This window comes from Leptospira sanjuanensis, assembly GCF_022267325.1.
Classification (GTDB): Bacteria; Spirochaetota; Leptospiria; order Leptospirales; family Leptospiraceae; genus Leptospira; species Leptospira sanjuanensis.
In genome coordinates this window covers 1,020,739-1,035,295 of sequence record NZ_JAIZBG010000001.1, presented here as the reverse complement: position 1 = coordinate 1,035,295, position 14,557 = coordinate 1,020,739, and the positions used below count along the sequence as shown (strand labels likewise).

The 14,557-nt window shown below is 45.7% G+C and carries 12 protein-coding genes; 6 read left to right on the top strand and 6 right to left on the bottom strand.

All coding sequences use genetic code 11. The annotated features are described in order from the left end of the window. Positions 1–74 precede the first annotated feature (74 nt). Positions 75–716: a DNA-3-methyladenine glycosylase family protein gene (locus LFX25_RS04730; RefSeq protein WP_238731503.1), complete on the top strand. Its 642-nt coding sequence runs from the start codon at positions 75–77 to the stop codon at positions 714–716. 49 nt (positions 717–765) lie between these two features. Here LFX25_RS04730 and LFX25_RS04725 read toward each other — a convergent pair whose 3' ends face one another. The 4 genes from LFX25_RS04725 to LFX25_RS04710 form a co-directional block, all read right to left on the bottom strand. Further along, the gene (locus LFX25_RS04725; RefSeq protein ID WP_238729213.1) at positions 766–1,344 is read right to left on the bottom strand and encodes a YdeI/OmpD-associated family protein; all 579 of its coding nucleotides are present in this window, start codon (positions 1,342–1,344) and stop codon (positions 766–768) included. A 15-nt stretch (positions 1,345–1,359) separates the two neighbouring features. Beyond that, positions 1,360–1,743, bottom strand: a complete 384-nt coding sequence (locus LFX25_RS04720; protein WP_238729212.1) for a DoxX family protein — start codon at positions 1,741–1,743, stop codon at positions 1,360–1,362. Positions 1,744–2,056: 313 nt separating this feature from the next. Beyond that, positions 2,057–3,190 (bottom strand): hypothetical protein, encoded by a 1,134-nt coding sequence (locus LFX25_RS04715; RefSeq protein ID WP_238729211.1) that lies wholly within the window; start codon positions 3,188–3,190, stop codon positions 2,057–2,059. 6 nt (positions 3,191–3,196) lie between these two features. Continuing rightward, a complete protein-coding gene (locus tag LFX25_RS04710) occupies positions 3,197–3,760 on the bottom strand; it encodes a TlpA family protein disulfide reductase (RefSeq protein ID WP_238729210.1) in 564 nt (187 codons plus the stop codon). Positions 3,761–3,940: 180 nt separating this feature from the next. On the opposite strand from LFX25_RS04710, the gene LFX25_RS04705 reads away from it, so the two are divergent. Next, complete coding sequence (locus LFX25_RS04705) at positions 3,941–5,956, top strand: cag pathogenicity island protein CagA (protein WP_238729209.1); 2,016 nt, start codon at positions 3,941–3,943, stop codon at positions 5,954–5,956. An 85-nt stretch (positions 5,957–6,041) separates the two neighbouring features. Here LFX25_RS04705 and LFX25_RS04700 read toward each other — a convergent pair whose 3' ends face one another. Then, entirely contained in the window at positions 6,042–7,664 is a 1,623-nt protein-coding gene (locus LFX25_RS04700) for a long-chain fatty acid--CoA ligase (protein WP_238729208.1), read from the bottom strand. A 145-nt stretch (positions 7,665–7,809) separates the two neighbouring features. On the opposite strand from LFX25_RS04700, the gene LFX25_RS04695 reads away from it, so the two are divergent. Genes LFX25_RS04695 through LFX25_RS04680 form a run of 4 tightly spaced genes read left to right on the top strand, consistent with a single transcriptional unit; the run spans position 7,810 to position 12,139 of the window. Beyond that, positions 7,810–9,003 (top strand): LCP family protein, encoded by a 1,194-nt coding sequence (locus LFX25_RS04695; RefSeq protein WP_238729207.1) that lies wholly within the window; start codon positions 7,810–7,812, stop codon positions 9,001–9,003. A 6-nt stretch (positions 9,004–9,009) separates the two neighbouring features. Then, complete coding sequence (gene rsfS, locus LFX25_RS04690) at positions 9,010–9,381, top strand: ribosome silencing factor (protein WP_118955566.1); 372 nt, start codon at positions 9,010–9,012, stop codon at positions 9,379–9,381. Positions 9,382–9,417: 36 nt separating this feature from the next. Further along, positions 9,418–10,956, top strand: a complete 1,539-nt coding sequence (locus LFX25_RS04685; RefSeq protein WP_238729206.1) for an MBOAT family O-acyltransferase — start codon at positions 9,418–9,420, stop codon at positions 10,954–10,956. Beyond that, positions 10,934–12,139 (top strand): DUF1574 domain-containing protein, encoded by a 1,206-nt coding sequence (locus tag LFX25_RS04680; protein ID WP_238729205.1) that lies wholly within the window; start codon positions 10,934–10,936, stop codon positions 12,137–12,139. Before LFX25_RS04685 ends, LFX25_RS04680 begins: the two co-directional genes overlap by 23 nt. A 259-nt stretch (positions 12,140–12,398) precedes the next feature. Here LFX25_RS04680 and LFX25_RS04675 read toward each other — a convergent pair whose 3' ends face one another. Next, positions 12,399–14,474, bottom strand: a complete 2,076-nt coding sequence (locus tag LFX25_RS04675) for a thioredoxin domain-containing protein (RefSeq protein ID WP_238729204.1) — start codon at positions 14,472–14,474, stop codon at positions 12,399–12,401. Positions 14,475–14,557: the final 83 nt, after the last annotated feature.

Below are 14,557 nucleotides of genomic sequence, written 5' to 3'. Positions count from 1 at the left end.
AAAACGGAACGAATTTCAAAGAAAAGATCCGTTCCGCAAATTTCGAATCGGAAGACGTTAGAGGCAACGCGGTTTTGAAACGTAAAATTCAGAGTTTTGATCGGGAGAATTTTCATTCCATCTGCGATCGTTTGTCGAAAAAGGACAAAGAACTACATTCCATTCTTGTAAAATACGGCTACCCTCCGTTCTGGAGCCGCAAGCCCGGTTTTGAAACTCTGGTCCATATCATTTTGGAACAACAGGTCTCTCTCGCTTCCGCAAAGGCAGCGATGAACAAACTCAAGCAGAAGATCGGAACGGTAACGCCTAAAAAGATTTCTTTGTTAAGCGACATGGAACTCAAGGAATGTTATTTCAGCAGACAAAAAATGGCGTATGCCCGTCATCTCGCGCATGCGATTCTTTCCAAACGTTTGGCGCTCAGGAAGTTGACTTTAAAATCGGACGAGGAAATCCGAAAGGAACTAGTTTCCGTCAAAGGAATCGGGAATTGGACCGCGGACGTATTTCTTCTGATGGCTCTGCATCGATCGGACATTTTTCCGGTGGGCGATCTTGCGATGATTCAATCCTTAAAGAAGGTAAAAAAATTACCCGTCCATGTTACCCAAGAAAGAATTCTTTCGCTTGCGGAAACCTGGAGACCGTTTCGATCGATCGCCGCAATGATATTATGGCATTCTTATATTCAAGAAAAGGGAATTAAAATTTAAACGGAAGCCGAAACGCGAAAGCGGTTCCTAAGATTGCCGCGTTTTTTTTTCAATCGTTCAATCCCTTTCCCCTGAGAATGAGAGGAATCCATTTTTCAATTCGAGACTCTCTCGTTTTCGATTGTTTCGGAGCCGCAAAATGAAGAAGATAGCCCCTTTGTCTTCCGGGCGTCAACGCGTCAAAAGCCGATTTCAAAGCCGGATTATCCTCCAATCGATTTAAAAACTCATCGGGGACTTTGAAATCCTTCGTCTTTTTGAAATCCACTTTCAAACCGGCCTTTTCGACTTCGGCGGCCTCTTTGATGTACGCTTTTAAAACCGATTTCTTTTTAACGATTTCCTGAACATTCTTGAAACGAATCTGACGAGCGGACTGCACGTTCTCGGATTGTATGACGAGAATTCCTTTGGGGTCTTTCAACAAGGCGCCTTTGAAAAAAAGAATCGCGCAGTATTCCTTGAATCCGTGGATTAAGACCACGTTTCCTTTTCCGATCGTATAACAGGGATTTCCCCATTTGAATTCTTCCGTGAGTCCGCATTCAAGAATGATCGCGCGCAGTTGTTCGAATTCTTTTTTCCATTGTTTGGTTTTGCCGAGAAATGCGTCCACTTTCGCGTTCATAGTTCCCTCGATCGATTATTGATTCGTTACATTGAATCTTCTGCTCGCAGGCCGAAAATACCACGAAACAACGGTCAAAGTAAGAAGCAACAACGACGGAAATATTTCTTTGATCGGATTTCCCATCGCGATATGCGACAGCGCCGCTCCGGACATCGCAAAGAAAAATCCGGCATAGGCCCATTCCTTGATCAAAGGATTTTTGGGAATCAACACCGCAACGACGCCCAAAAGTTTCCAAACGCCTAAAATGGTGAGAAAGTAACCGGGGTAACCCAATTTCAAAATGAATTCCACTTCGCCTTCCATCTTGAGCAATTGAACGATTCCGGTCGACAACATCCCTAACGCAAGCCAGAGAGTGGAAATCCAATAGATGATGATGTTTCTCTTTGTCATAATGCGTAAGTTTCAATGACTCGCATTTTTTTGCAATCGTTCTATACGGCCGTCGTAGAGCAAACGTAAGCATTATTGTATGTCGCATAATACAAAAGTCGAAGAATACCGTTAAAACGAAATCGGTTGTAGTCGGCTTAACGAAAATAGACGACTGTCGTGGAAACTTAGGGAAGTTAACGTTTTTATTGTATGTTGCAAATCTACGAATGTCGCATAAACTCCGAAAAATATGCGTATGTCGCTAAAACGCCGCATTATCCAACGCTGCCTAAAATGCCCGCACAAATTCTTCACAACGCCGATTTCACATTCACTTCATTTTCTTCAAAAGAAGAAACTGATTTTGAATTTCTTTCCCTTCCCAGGAAAAACCGGAACGATCTTCCATCTGTTTGAGAATGGAGAACAACTTTCCGCCGTCCAAAAGCGCGCCGACTTCCAACACGATTCTGCCTTGCGCATCCACTCCCCTTTCATTCAAAGAATTCACGCCTTTGATATTGCGAATCGACTGAAAAAGATCGTTCTTTACGGAATCCTCATACGATACGTTTTCCAATACGATCCGAATCGTATTGCCTCGCTTCCATTTTTCTGCGAGCTGTTTGATAAGCGAAGTCTTCATTTCTACAAGAAGTCGATCCAACGCTTTTTCCGAACCGTATTGAAGACTGATCGCGGGCTTACCGCCTTGGAGATTCCCGGAAACGAGGGTTTTTCCCGTAACGATTTCGATCAGACGAAAATCGATCGTTGCAAAAATGGGTTTCAATTCCGTTCCTTCCGCGAGTTTTTCCCCTTCTTTAGAAACGAAATCCACGATCCACAAAAGTTCTCCGCCGTTTTTTCGCGCCGCTTCTAAGAAGGGAAAAAGATCGGCATCTTTCGACCTCGTCGAAATCACATTCAAATTCTTGAATTCTTCTCGGGAAACGTTTCTAAAATCGAAACTCGGATATTGGGAAATCAGTTTCGACTCAAGCATGGTCCGCGCGGAGTTTGCCTTTTCGTTTCCGAATTTTTCCGAGGCTAAAAGAAGAATTCTCGGTTTTCCCAAAAGCCGATACTGTTCCTGAATCGACTCTTCCAGACTTTTTTCGTCCACGATCCCGCTCGCCCGGATCCGTATTTTATTTTTTGAATATTTCGTTTCCAGAATACGGTATCTTCTCACCAAACCGATCTCGGAAGTTTCCACGATATGAACAAGAGAATAAGAATCCACAAGATACGAACGCGATTCCACGTTCGTTCCCAGAACCTGACGGATCATTTCCATCTTCGCGTTTTTCTCCGCGTCCGATAGATTTTCCCCTTCCACTTCGACCTCCACATAACCCGGTTCGGTTTGTTTGGTCTGAAAGGCGCAATAGAATTGAAACAAGACAAGCGCAACAATAGCCGTTCTAAAAAAAGAAATTCCCTTCGTTCGCATCTTCCTCATTTGCCCTTATTTCCCTAAAGAATCTAAAAAACGTTTCAAGGCCGCCGTGCTGGATTCCTGGAATCCTTCCGATTTAAAAAGAATTTCCCGTTTCGAGTTCAGAATCAAAACCGTGGGCAAGCCTGCGATCCGAACCTGAGAATAACTCGAAGACAAAGGATCGACCAATACTTCCGCAGCGTTTTGTAACTTTAGAAATTCGGAATATTCTTTCCCCGTCCTAAAATCGTCTCCTACGAATACGACCCAAAGAAAAACCTTTCCTTTTCCGGCCAAGGAAACATTCGTTCGTTTTGTAAGATCCAAAAGAATCGGCACTTGCTCTTTGCAGGGATTACACGTCGAACCGGTAAAATTCAGGATCAAAACGTCGTTATCGGAAAGATTGCCAAGAAAGGAAGAAAGTATGATTCTTTCTTCTTTGAGATTATAAAAAGCGAAATTAGAAAGGGGTTCCGCAGAAACGGTTCCCGCAAAAAGAATCAAAAACATACATAAGGAAATAAATTTTTCACGAAACATGGTTTTCAAAAACCGAACTACGCTCGAAGTTTTGATACGCGTTTTCATTCCGTTCCGATTTCCGAACTTCTAATCGGCTTTACGCCGAAAAGATTGTAAATCCTATTTTCCGAATCCCAAATAATTGTTTACTTTTCTTCGATCGGAGTTTTGATACTAAGCAGTTTTCCATTTCTTTTTAGTAGACGGAATTTTCAAATCGATCGGATTTCGACTCAGAGCAAACGGATGTACGTTAGACTTCTTATTATTTTTTCTTTCGTATGCACCTCGAGCGCCGTCCTTGCGCAGACAAAACCGTCCAAAATCTACGTACACAAACTGAGTCCCGAAGGAAATCTCGGCGCGGGTTTGGAAAACCGATTTCGAAACGGAATCATCAATTCGGTTCTCAGAAACTTCGAAGGAAAGTATACGATCGTCGACGACGAATCTCTTGCGATTCTTTATAAACAAGTCGAAGCCCTGCAGAAAATGAACTGCTCGGACGAGATCTGTATGAAACAGATCGCAGACGCGATCGACGCAAACGAAGTGATTTCCGGAACGATTTCCTCCAAAAACGGGCTCGTCTACGTCTCCCTCCGCAATCAGACAAGAGATTCAAAAACTCTAATGTATTCCATTAAGTCCGCGTTTCAGATGGAGTTCCCCGAGTTTCTTTTGGACTACTATGCCTCCGAATCCGGTAAAAAACTTTTAGACAGACAATACAATTTCGATCATCAACAGGCTCCCGCTTCGGTAAACGGAAACTTGAGCGTAGCCTTCTTAAAGATCAAACCGGTTCCCGGAACGAACTTGAATTCCATGGAATTCAAAACCTCCGATAAAATCCTCGAAGGCGTTCTGGAGGAAGTTAGGGAAGAATTGAACGAAGCCTCCGAACTAAGTCTCGCGAAAGATTACGCCGAATCCAACGAAATCTACGAACGAATTTTAAAGGCGTTCAACGATCGTCTTTCCGAAGAATCCTTACGAAAACTCGAACCGTTTATCCGCGAAATTCGAAAAAACGTCACCAACAACTATAGTTTGGAATATAAGGAAAAGATCAACGAAGCCGACCAAACTCTTTTCGGCTCCGGACAACTCAATCCGGAAGAATTACAAAAACGTCTGAACGACTACGTCGCATTAGGCGAAGAATACGGAACGAAAGTTCCCGAAAAACATAGACAACTTCAGATTCGCCAGAGCATCCAAGAACGAAAGGAAAAGTTGGAGCTTACGATTTTTTCCCTTCGCGAGAAGGAAGCGGATCGGGCTTATTCCCTATTCGACTTTTCCCTTGCTTCCAAACTATATGCAAATCTTCTAAAGGATCTTTCCCCAAAAAACGAAACTCCGTATGTCGCGCTCAAGGAAGCGATCGAAAAAAAATCCGATACCGCCGAAAAAACGGGGCGTTCTTATTTAACGAACCGTTTAGAAACCTTGTATCTGCTGATCGAAAAGGAATTCACCGCGGAAGCCTTGGCTACGACGGAAGACGAAAAGGAAACGCATCAAAACAGGATTCACGACGCGTTTCGAGAAGCGATCGATTCTCTCGCCAAATCGGAGTTTGCCGCTCTTTTGCAGATCGACAAAATCAAAAAGGAAATCAAACGCGTAAACCAAAAACTAAAAAACCCGATTTCTCTTCAGGAACAATTGGATTCCCTTTTGCACGAGGGTTTGGAATCGCGCAATCCCACACAAATCATCAACAGCCATCGTCTCGGGGCCGACTGGGAATCGAAAACGGGGCTTTTCTGGGGTTCCGCCAAGTCCAAACTCAAGGATCTTTTGGAAACGTCCGCCAATTTCGCAAATCCCGACAAGGAATTCAAAAAACTATTCGGCATTCACCTTCAAGAGGAAACGGCTTCGACCTCCGATCCGGAAAAAAACACATTCCAATCTTCGAATATTCCAAAATCAAAGATCGAAAAAAAACGGATCAAACGGCAATCGATCGCGAAAGAAAAATCCTGGCAGATCTTCGACGGCAATTTCAACTGGTATCAAGCCAGCCAAATCTGCGATTCTCGGGATTTGCGTCTTCCCACCATCGAAGAGCTGGAAGATTCGTATGAAAGCGGCGAAACGGAATCCTGGACGGACAACGGCGCGGATAGACGGTATTGGTCTTCCACGATTTCGATCGGCGCCAACGGCGCCTACAACTTGGATATTTTCAAAGGCGAGATCCGCTGGGATCATCTTAGCAATTACGCGGGCGTTCGCTGCTTGAAGTAATTCTCGCAAAAAGAGCAGAATTGCGCGTTGTCTTCGGCGGACAACTCTCATTCTCCCGTTGTAACGCGCTCGACTTCGCGTCGTTTCAAGAATGTCCGGTTAATCCCGCACGCAAAACCTTCTTATCGAATTTTCCAACGCTCGTTTTCGGAATCGCGTCGATCAAACGAATGTCGTCGTTGTGAGGCAATTGCCAATTCGCAAAATTTTCCTTTAAGATTTCAAGTACGGATTTTTTATCCACGCTTTCCCCTTCCTTCGCGACGACGAAAACAACGGGAACTTCTCCTCGAATGTCGTCCGGTTTCGCGACCACCGCCGCTTCCAAAACTCCGGGCGCCTTCAAGACCTGCGCTTCCATTTCGACGCTCGAAATCCATTCGCCTCTCGTTTTGATCAGATCTTTTTTCCGGTCCGTGATTTGAATGTAAGAATTTGAATCGATCGTGATGACGTCCCCGGTGCGAAACCATCCGTCCTCCGTAAACGATTCGCGGCTCGGATTTCCGTAATACGAAGCGGTGATCCAAGGGCCTCTTACGATCAATTCTCCCGGAGTTTTTCCGTCCTTGGGAATGTCCTTTCCTTGTTCGTCGATTCCTCTGAGTTCGACTCCCGCGACGGCCGGACCTTGTTTGGCAAGAATATGCAATTTTTCTAATTCTTCCGAATCGTTCATCGTAGTTTTGAGTCCGCAGACGGTTCCGACGGGAGATAACTCCGTCATTCCCCATGCGTGAAGAATATGGATTCCGAAATCCTTTTGAAATCCTTCGATCATGGACTGAGGAGCGGCCGAACCTCCCACGATCATCGTACGCAATCCGCTCAGATCGTAGGAATTCTTCCTTAGATGTTGATACAGTACGTTCCAAATCGTGGGAACACCCGCGGCCATCGTTACCTTTTCCTGTTCCAAAAGAGAGGCGAGTCCATGACCTAACAGGTGTTTGCCGGGAAAAACGAGTTTGGCTCCGGTCATCACGCAACCGAACGGAATCCCCCATGCGTTCGCGTGGAACATGGGAACCACGGGAAGAATCGTTTCCTTCTCGCAAACCCCGAGACTATCGGACATACAAATCGACATGCTGTGAAGATAAATCGAACGATGGCTGTAAACGACTCCCTTCGGATTTCCAGTCGTCCCGGATGTGTAACACATTCCCGCGGCGGCATGTTCATCTAACTCCGGTAAGGTGAACGAATCGTCTCCGCTTTTTAGAAACGTTTCGTAGTCGATCGCATCCGGCAAAGGCGCCGCCGCGATCGCTTCCAAATCGTCCATCACGACGAACTTAGGCTTTTTTTTAAATTCAGGAAGCAGATCGGCAAGAACCTTACTCAAACTCTTATCCACAAAGATCACGGAATCCTCGGCGTCGTTGACGATGAACACGAGCTGTTCCGGAAACAAACGCACGTTCAACGTATGAAGAACGGCTCCCATCGACGGAACCGCGAAATAAATCTCCAGATGTCTATAGTGATTCATTCCGAACGTGGCGACTCGATCGCCCGGACGAACTCCGAACTTCTTCAGCGCGCTCATCAGCTTCGAAGTCCGAGAATGAAATTCTCCGTACGTATATCGATGAATCGATTCGTCGTTCATTTTGGTTACGATCGTTTTTTCGGGATGAACTTCCAAAGCCCTTCGTAATATCGCGGGAACGGTCAGCTGATAATTCATCATCGTTGAGTTCATAAGGTCACCTCGGGCAATGGGCCGATTGAAATGGAATGGTTCGTTGGGATTTTCAGAATGGATCGAAGTTCGTCAATAAAAGTTCGACCGATCGGTACGATGATTCCTCGGTTTTGAAACGGGAACCAATTCGGAAAATAACCGTTTGACAGTCAGGTTTTCCGGTTTGAAATGGAATCGGAGCGCACGTTTGGAGTCAAAAGACACTTCTAAAAAGAAATCGGGTTGGCTGCTTTATATCGCGGCGGGAATTTTATTATTTTCGGCCCTTATCTTTTTAATCGGCAAATTCAATCGCACCGGATTGGAAGAAAAAATCGCCGCAGGCAAACCGATCTACTTTCTCTTTCACGCAACGGGCGACAACGAAGAATACGAATTCGGTCTCTTAGCGACTCTCTTTCCTTCGAACAACCGATGCGCTTTGTATTTCATTCATCCGATCACTTCGTTCGACGATCCGGACGATTCGTTGGATCTTCTCAAGTCGGGCGCCAAGTCTTCCGTCAAAAGCGCCGTCGCCGATCTGATCGGAACCAAACCGCATTATACGATTTCTCTTTCCGCTTCGAACTGGGTTCGTATCGTCGATCTTCTCGGAGGCTTGAGCGTTTATACGGACAACAAAACCGTCCGCAATTCTTCCGAATACAATCGCGAGCCGGGAGTTTATACGATGTCCGGCCAGGACGTGTACGACTACACGGTTAAGATGGATAAGAGAGAAACCTTGGATTATTTGGAAAGAATCAGCCGTCAAGAAAGCGTCGTTCTTACTTTGTATGAAACTCTCTCGCAAAGAAAAGAATTCCTAACGACTCCGCTTCTCGTATTTGCGCACGGCCTCATCGAATCCGATCTTTCCAAAGAGGATTTCGTCAGTCTTGTTAAGTTTATCAATTCAAGAAGAATCCAGTTCGGTATCGCCGAACTTCCCGGAGAACCGGCTAACGACCCTAAGACGAAAAAACTTTTCCTAAAAACGGACATCGCAAGAGCCAGAGTCGCGTTCCGAAAATTCTCCAAGGACATGAACTCGGACGTTTTTGCGGACGCGGAATTTGCGAGAACGGAAGTGTTGAACGGCACCGAAGTCGCGGGACTCGCAAAAGACGTTCGAGGAATTCTTTCCGATAAAAGAATCAAGGTTCTTGCGGCGGACAACGCTTGGAAAAAAGGATTTCCGAAAACGGTGGTCATCGATCGTTCTGGCAACACCGCAATCATGGATCGCATTTCGACAGTATTAGAAAAAGCCGAAGTACATCACGTATTAAGAAAGGATCTGGGTTTGGACGCGACCGTCGTCGTAGGCTCCGATTACGAACCGAGAAAATAGAGACCGATGAGCCCTGCCCCAAAACAAAATCCGACAACCAAAGAAATTCTTCAGATCATCCACGACATCATGGTGGATAAAAAGTGCGAAGAAGTCAGCATCTTAAACCTCGAAAGCGTGAACAGCTATCTGAGTTACTTCGTCATCTGCACAGTGAACTCCGCCGTTCAAGCGAACGCGGTAGCGAGAGAAGTCAGAAAGACATTAAAAGAATATAAACTAACCCACAAGGAAGCGGACAAAACCGGAACCTCCGCGAACTCCGGTTGGACGCTTTTGGACTTCGGAGAAATCATCATTCACATCATGACTCCGGAAAAAAGAGAATATTATAATTTAGACAGACTCTGGCGCGACGCCAAGAGAATGGAACTCTAAAGGAGAAGCCGTTCCCTCCGGATCGGTCCGTCGAAAATGATCTTTAACTCAGCGGTCTTCATCTACTTCTTTCTAGTCGTATTGGCGGTTTGTTATTTTTTCGCCGCAAGAAAAACCTCCGTCAAACTCCAAAACGTATTTCTGTTGATCGCGTCCTACACGTTTTACGGCTGGTGGGATTGGATCTTTCTGATTCTGATTATCTCCGTTTCCGTCTCGAACTTTTACATCGCGCTTCTCATCGAACAAAAAGAATCTCCGAAAATCCGGGGATGGCTTTTGTTTCTCGCAGTCGTCATCGACATGGGAATGCTCGGGTTTTTCAAATATTATAATTTCTTTATAGAGAATTTGGGCGTCGCCGTAAAGACTTCGGCGGGACTTTTCGGCGTGGAAGATCCGACCTTATTCCAGGATGCGACCTTTCTTCAGATCATTCTTCCGGTCGGGATCAGCTTTTTTACGTTTCAGACCTTATCGTATGTGATCGACGTCTATTACCGCAAACTCAAAGCGGATACGAATCTGATCGACTTCTCCCTGTTCGTCTGTTTTTTTCCGCAGCTGGTCGCTGGCCCGATCGAAAGAGCGGGAGATCTTCTTCCGCAAATCAAAGAAGAACGGAAGATCAATCTCGATCTTTTTTACAAAGGATGTCTGCTGCTTCTCGTGGGCTATTATATGAAAACCTACGTCGCGGACAATCTCGCGGAACTCGTCAATCTCGTATTCCTCGACAATCCCTTAATTTATAAGGCCAATCCGGATTTAGCGGGCGGGCACTCCGCGATTCATACGATTCTTGCGTTCCTGGCGTTTTTCTTTCAGATCTACTGCGACTTTGCCGGTTATTCCTACATCGCGCGCGGTTCCGCGTTTTTGCTCGGCTTCAACCTAAGCGAGAATTTCATCACGCCGGAATTCAGCGTCAACTTCCGGGAACTCTTCCGCAGATGGCACGTCACTCTCAATCGATGGTTCACCGATTACGTATACATTCCGTTAGGCGGAAGTAAAGTGAGCCGTCTCTATAATTTTCGGAACCTATTTATCATCTTCGGACTTTCGGGAATTTGGCACGGAGCGAGCTGGAACTTCGCGTTCTGGGGATTGGCCTGCGGTCTTTACATCGTCCTTTATATGATCTTTAAGGAATCTTTCGAGCGGTTAAAACTCTCGGCAAAAAGCAGATTCCCGTTTTTAAACCACGCATTCTTTACGAAGGGTTTTTTCTTCTGGTCCTGTTTTTTCACTACGTTCATGTTCGCGATGACTTCCATCTTTTTCAGAAGCTACGACGGCCAACACGCGCGAATTCTTCTTTCCAGCATTTTGGAGAATTTCTTCACTCTCCGCGGACCGAACGATCAGATCAGCGTAACCAATTATTTCACCGAAATCGTCAAGGTCATCGGACCTCTTCTCGTCTGGGATTATTTTCATTTTAAGAATAATTCAGCTTTCTTTATATTCGAAAAACCCGTAGTGATTCGGGTTTTGACCTATTTATTTTTCTTTTACTGCATAGTTCTAAAAGGTGTGTTCGGCAAAAATGTCATTTACTTCGCTTTTTAAGAATAAGGTCGTCCTCATCGTTCTCGGAATCGTAGTCGCGATCGAACTCGTCGCTCGGTTTACGGAAATCTATTTTTACGAACACACGGAAGTCTTTTTAGTCAACAACGTCCGCAAAAAAATGGAATCTGGAGTCCTCGACTACAAAGGATTGATATTCGGGGATTCCAGAAGTATGTCCTTGATTCCTTCTCCGGAATCGAAGGTGTACAACTTCAGCCTTCCGGCGATGGGTGCGAGATATTATACGCATTATCTTGCCAAATATTTAAAATCGGGAAATCAAAAACCGGAGTTCATTCTATTCGCTTCGAGTCCGGGACTCATTACGCGCGGATACGGAGAGCCGATCATCGATCCGACTCTCATCAAATACGTGAAACCGAATATGAGCTTTTCTGAATATTTGGAGAACCGTTTCGTTTCCGGTTTAACCTATAAGAATTTCGTTATGGAGAGCGGACCCGCGAGCATGCAGAAAACGGTTTCCGAAATCAACTGGAAATTCTTTTCGCATAGGATTCTTCATTTATTCTCCTTGGGAGAAATGATCGAACAATACAAAGGCCCCGAACTTCTTTATGTTCTTTCCGCTTCGATTCCGAACGCATTCTCCACATACCGTTATAGAAAAGCGCTCTTGAACGTTTTCTCATACGAGAATTACAAACCGGCCGAAGCGAAGATGAAACTCGACTGCGGTTGCGAGGAACTTTATACGCCTCAGTGTTCTCCGCCGGAAAGTAATTACAGGGACAATCGTTGGATTTCCGAAAAGCTGAACTTCCAAAACGGGGGTTTGAACATTTCGGATCGGATGAAACCGCAACACGCGATCTTATATCAGATGAGTCAGGAAAAACTCAAGGAAGAGGTGCTGGCTCCTTATAAAACGGAACCGAGTTTCGACTTTGCGGCCTTTGAGGATTTTTTGCGTTACACGCAGGAGCAAAACATCCAAGTCGTTTATTTGGTGATGCCGTTTCCCGAATACATCGAACCGACGGGTTACTTTACGAAATTCTGGAACGCTTTCGAACCTCTCAAGGCGAAATATCCGCATCTAAAAGTGATTCAGTTCGAAAAACAATTTATGAAACCGGAATCGTATTCGGATCAGATCCATCTCAACTGCCAAGGTGCGAAGGCCACGAACGAGATGTTTCATAAATTAGGGTATTGACTCGCACGTCTTTTTCCAGCTCCCGAAGAGAGCGTTCGAACGAAGTTCCGGCAAAGTTCGACTCGATCAAACCTTGTCAGATGATTTTGTTGGAGTTCCTACAGGGACGCTCGCAAAAATTCCTCTTGCAGATATGAGAATTTTCTGATATAGGAAAATTCTTCGATTTTCCCCGCCAACCCACCTCCACCACCCAATCGGGGAGGGGTCGTCGTTTTACGGAAGATCCTGTCGGAACTCCGACAAACCTCGCCGTTCTTCAATCGATCAACGCCTTCAACTCGCCGACATTCCCGACCGGAAGTTTGCAGGAAAAATTCTCGCACACATAAACGAGCGCGTCTCCGCCGGAGTCTCGCGCTTCAAACAACGAGGAAAGTTTTCTGGCTTCTTCCAATTCGTCTTCGTTCACCGCCGCGACGACCGCGTTCGGTAAAAACGTATTTTGAATCGCGGCAAGAAGTTCCTTTCCCGCGTCCGCATTCTTGCGAATCAAAACGATCTCTTTGGAACGGTGTTTGTAAGTCCAATATGCGGACAAAAGATACGGATAACTCAGAGCGTACGAAGATAATTCTTTCGCAAAGTAATGAAAGATCGATTCCGCGATCCCGCGATAACGATCCGCGTCGACTCCGAGTGCGGACAACTTCACCAAAGAATACGCGAGAGAACTGTTCGCCGACGGTTCGACACCGTCGTAACCGTCCACGCTTCTACGGAGCAAAACCTCTCCGTCGTTTCCGGTATCAAAGAAAACTCCGGAAGAAGAACGGAACAATCGGATCGTGTCTTCCATCCAAAGAACCGCGTTTTTCAGATAACGAACCCCGCGTCCCGCTTCGAACAACGAGATCGAAGCCGCGATCATCTCCGCATAATCATTCGAATATCCTAATATACCGGATTCTCCGTCCCGATAACGACGCAGAACGCGCCCGTTTCGATCGATCAGATTCTTTTCCAGAAACGAATACGTTTCCTCCGCAAGACGCAAGAACTCTTCGTTTCCGAACGCGGCCCCGGCCTTGACCAGCGCTTTGATATAAAGTCCGTTCCAAGAAGTCAGGATCTTATCGTCACGCAACGGACGGACTCGTTTGCTTCTTCGTTCCAAAAGTTTTTTTCGGCCGGTTTCCAAAACGGAATCGATCCGTTTCAATTCTTCTTCGGTGAGATCCGCGGTCGCGGCGCGATAGCGTTCGTGCAGAATATTCTTCCCTTCGAAGTTTCCCTTTTCCGTTACGTTCCAATATTTTTCCAGCAAGGGAGAATCCTCTCCGCAGACTTCTCGAAACTCCGCGAGATCCCAGATATAAAAAAGTCCTTCTTCCCCTTCCGAATCCGCGTCCTCCGCACTGCAGATTCCTCCTCCCGCCATTCTCATGTCGCGATGCAGATACGAAATCACATCGAGCGCGAACGAACCCGCGGGAATTTTTTTAGAAACCTGAGAAGTTTCCACGAGCGTTTCCAAAAACAAAGAATTATCGTAGAGCATCTTTTCAAAATGCGGAACCAGCCAGTGATGATCCGTGGAATAACGGCACAATCCGCCGCCTACCTGATCGTAGATTCCGCCCTGTTTCATCGCTAAAAGCGTGTTTTCGACCATTTCAAGAGCTCTTGGATTTCCGGAAGAATGATAATACCGAAGCAGAAACGAAAGTCCCATACTCGGTGGAAATTTATTGACATGATTGGTTTTGAACCCGCCGTATTGAGCGTCGTAATAACTTTCGTAGAGAGAATAACCAGCATCAAAACAATTTTCCGGAGGAAGATCGCCTTCCGTTTTTTCGGCCGCCCGTCCTTCTCCGGATTCCTTCAAATAATCCGAGAGTTCGGACGAAGCCTTGATCAATTCCTGACGCTTTTCACTCCAAACCTGTTGAATGACATTCAAAACTTCTAAAAAGCTCTTTCTCCCGTAACGCGCCTCGGGCGGAAAATACGTTCCTCCGGTTATCGGCTTCCCATCCGGGGTCAAAAAGATATTGAGCGGCCAACCGCCCTGCTGGTCCATCGCGTGCAACGCGTCCATGTAGATCCGATCGATGTCGGGTCGTTCTTCCCGATCCACCTTGATCGAAACGTAATGCGCGTTGAGATAATCTGCGATCGTTTGATTTTCAAAGGATTCACGTTCCATCACGTGACACCAATGACATGTCGCATAACCGATCGATAAGAAAATAAGTTTGTCTTGGTCTCTTGCCTTAGTTAAGGCTTCCTCACCCCAAGGAAACCAATCAACCGGGTTGTTTGCATGTTGTTGGAGGTACGGACTTTTTTCTTTGGAAAGTCGATTGGGCTGATTGGAATTTAATTTCATTGAATTGTTCTCTTTTGACTCGTAAAATCCGTTTTTCGATTTGTAAAAAACTTCCTACATTCAACCATGTCCATTAAGTAGGC

What these genes read in the sequence shown, in the direction of transcription:
- LFX25_RS04725 (WP_238729213.1), bottom strand. Translation starts at nt 1,344, where the DNA reads ATGAACGCGAAAGTGGACGCATTTCTCGGCAAAACCAAACAATGGAAA.
- LFX25_RS04720 (WP_238729212.1), bottom strand. Translation starts at nt 1,743, where the DNA reads ATGACAAAGAGAAACATCATCATCTATTGGATTTCCACTCTCTGGCTT.
- LFX25_RS04715 (WP_238729211.1), bottom strand. Translation starts at nt 3,190, where the DNA reads ATGAGGAAGATGCGAACGAAGGGAATTTCTTTTTTTAGAACGGCTATT.
- LFX25_RS04710 (WP_238729210.1), bottom strand. Translation starts at nt 3,760, where the DNA reads ATGAAAACGCGTATCAAAACTTCGAGCGTAGTTCGGTTTTTGAAAACC.
- LFX25_RS04705 (WP_238729209.1), top strand. Translation starts at nt 3,941, where the DNA reads ATGTACGTTAGACTTCTTATTATTTTTTCTTTCGTATGCACCTCGAGC.
- LFX25_RS04700 (WP_238729208.1), bottom strand. Translation starts at nt 7,664, where the DNA reads ATGAACTCAACGATGATGAATTATCAGCTGACCGTTCCCGCGATATTA.
- rsfS (WP_118955566.1), top strand. Translation starts at nt 9,010, where the DNA reads ATGAGCCCTGCCCCAAAACAAAATCCGACAACCAAAGAAATTCTTCAG.
- LFX25_RS04685 (WP_238729206.1), top strand. Translation starts at nt 9,418, where the DNA reads ATGATCTTTAACTCAGCGGTCTTCATCTACTTCTTTCTAGTCGTATTG.
- LFX25_RS04680 (WP_238729205.1), top strand. Translation starts at nt 10,934, where the DNA reads ATGTCATTTACTTCGCTTTTTAAGAATAAGGTCGTCCTCATCGTTCTC.
- LFX25_RS04675 (WP_238729204.1), bottom strand. Translation starts at nt 14,474, where the DNA reads ATGAAATTAAATTCCAATCAGCCCAATCGACTTTCCAAAGAAAAAAGT.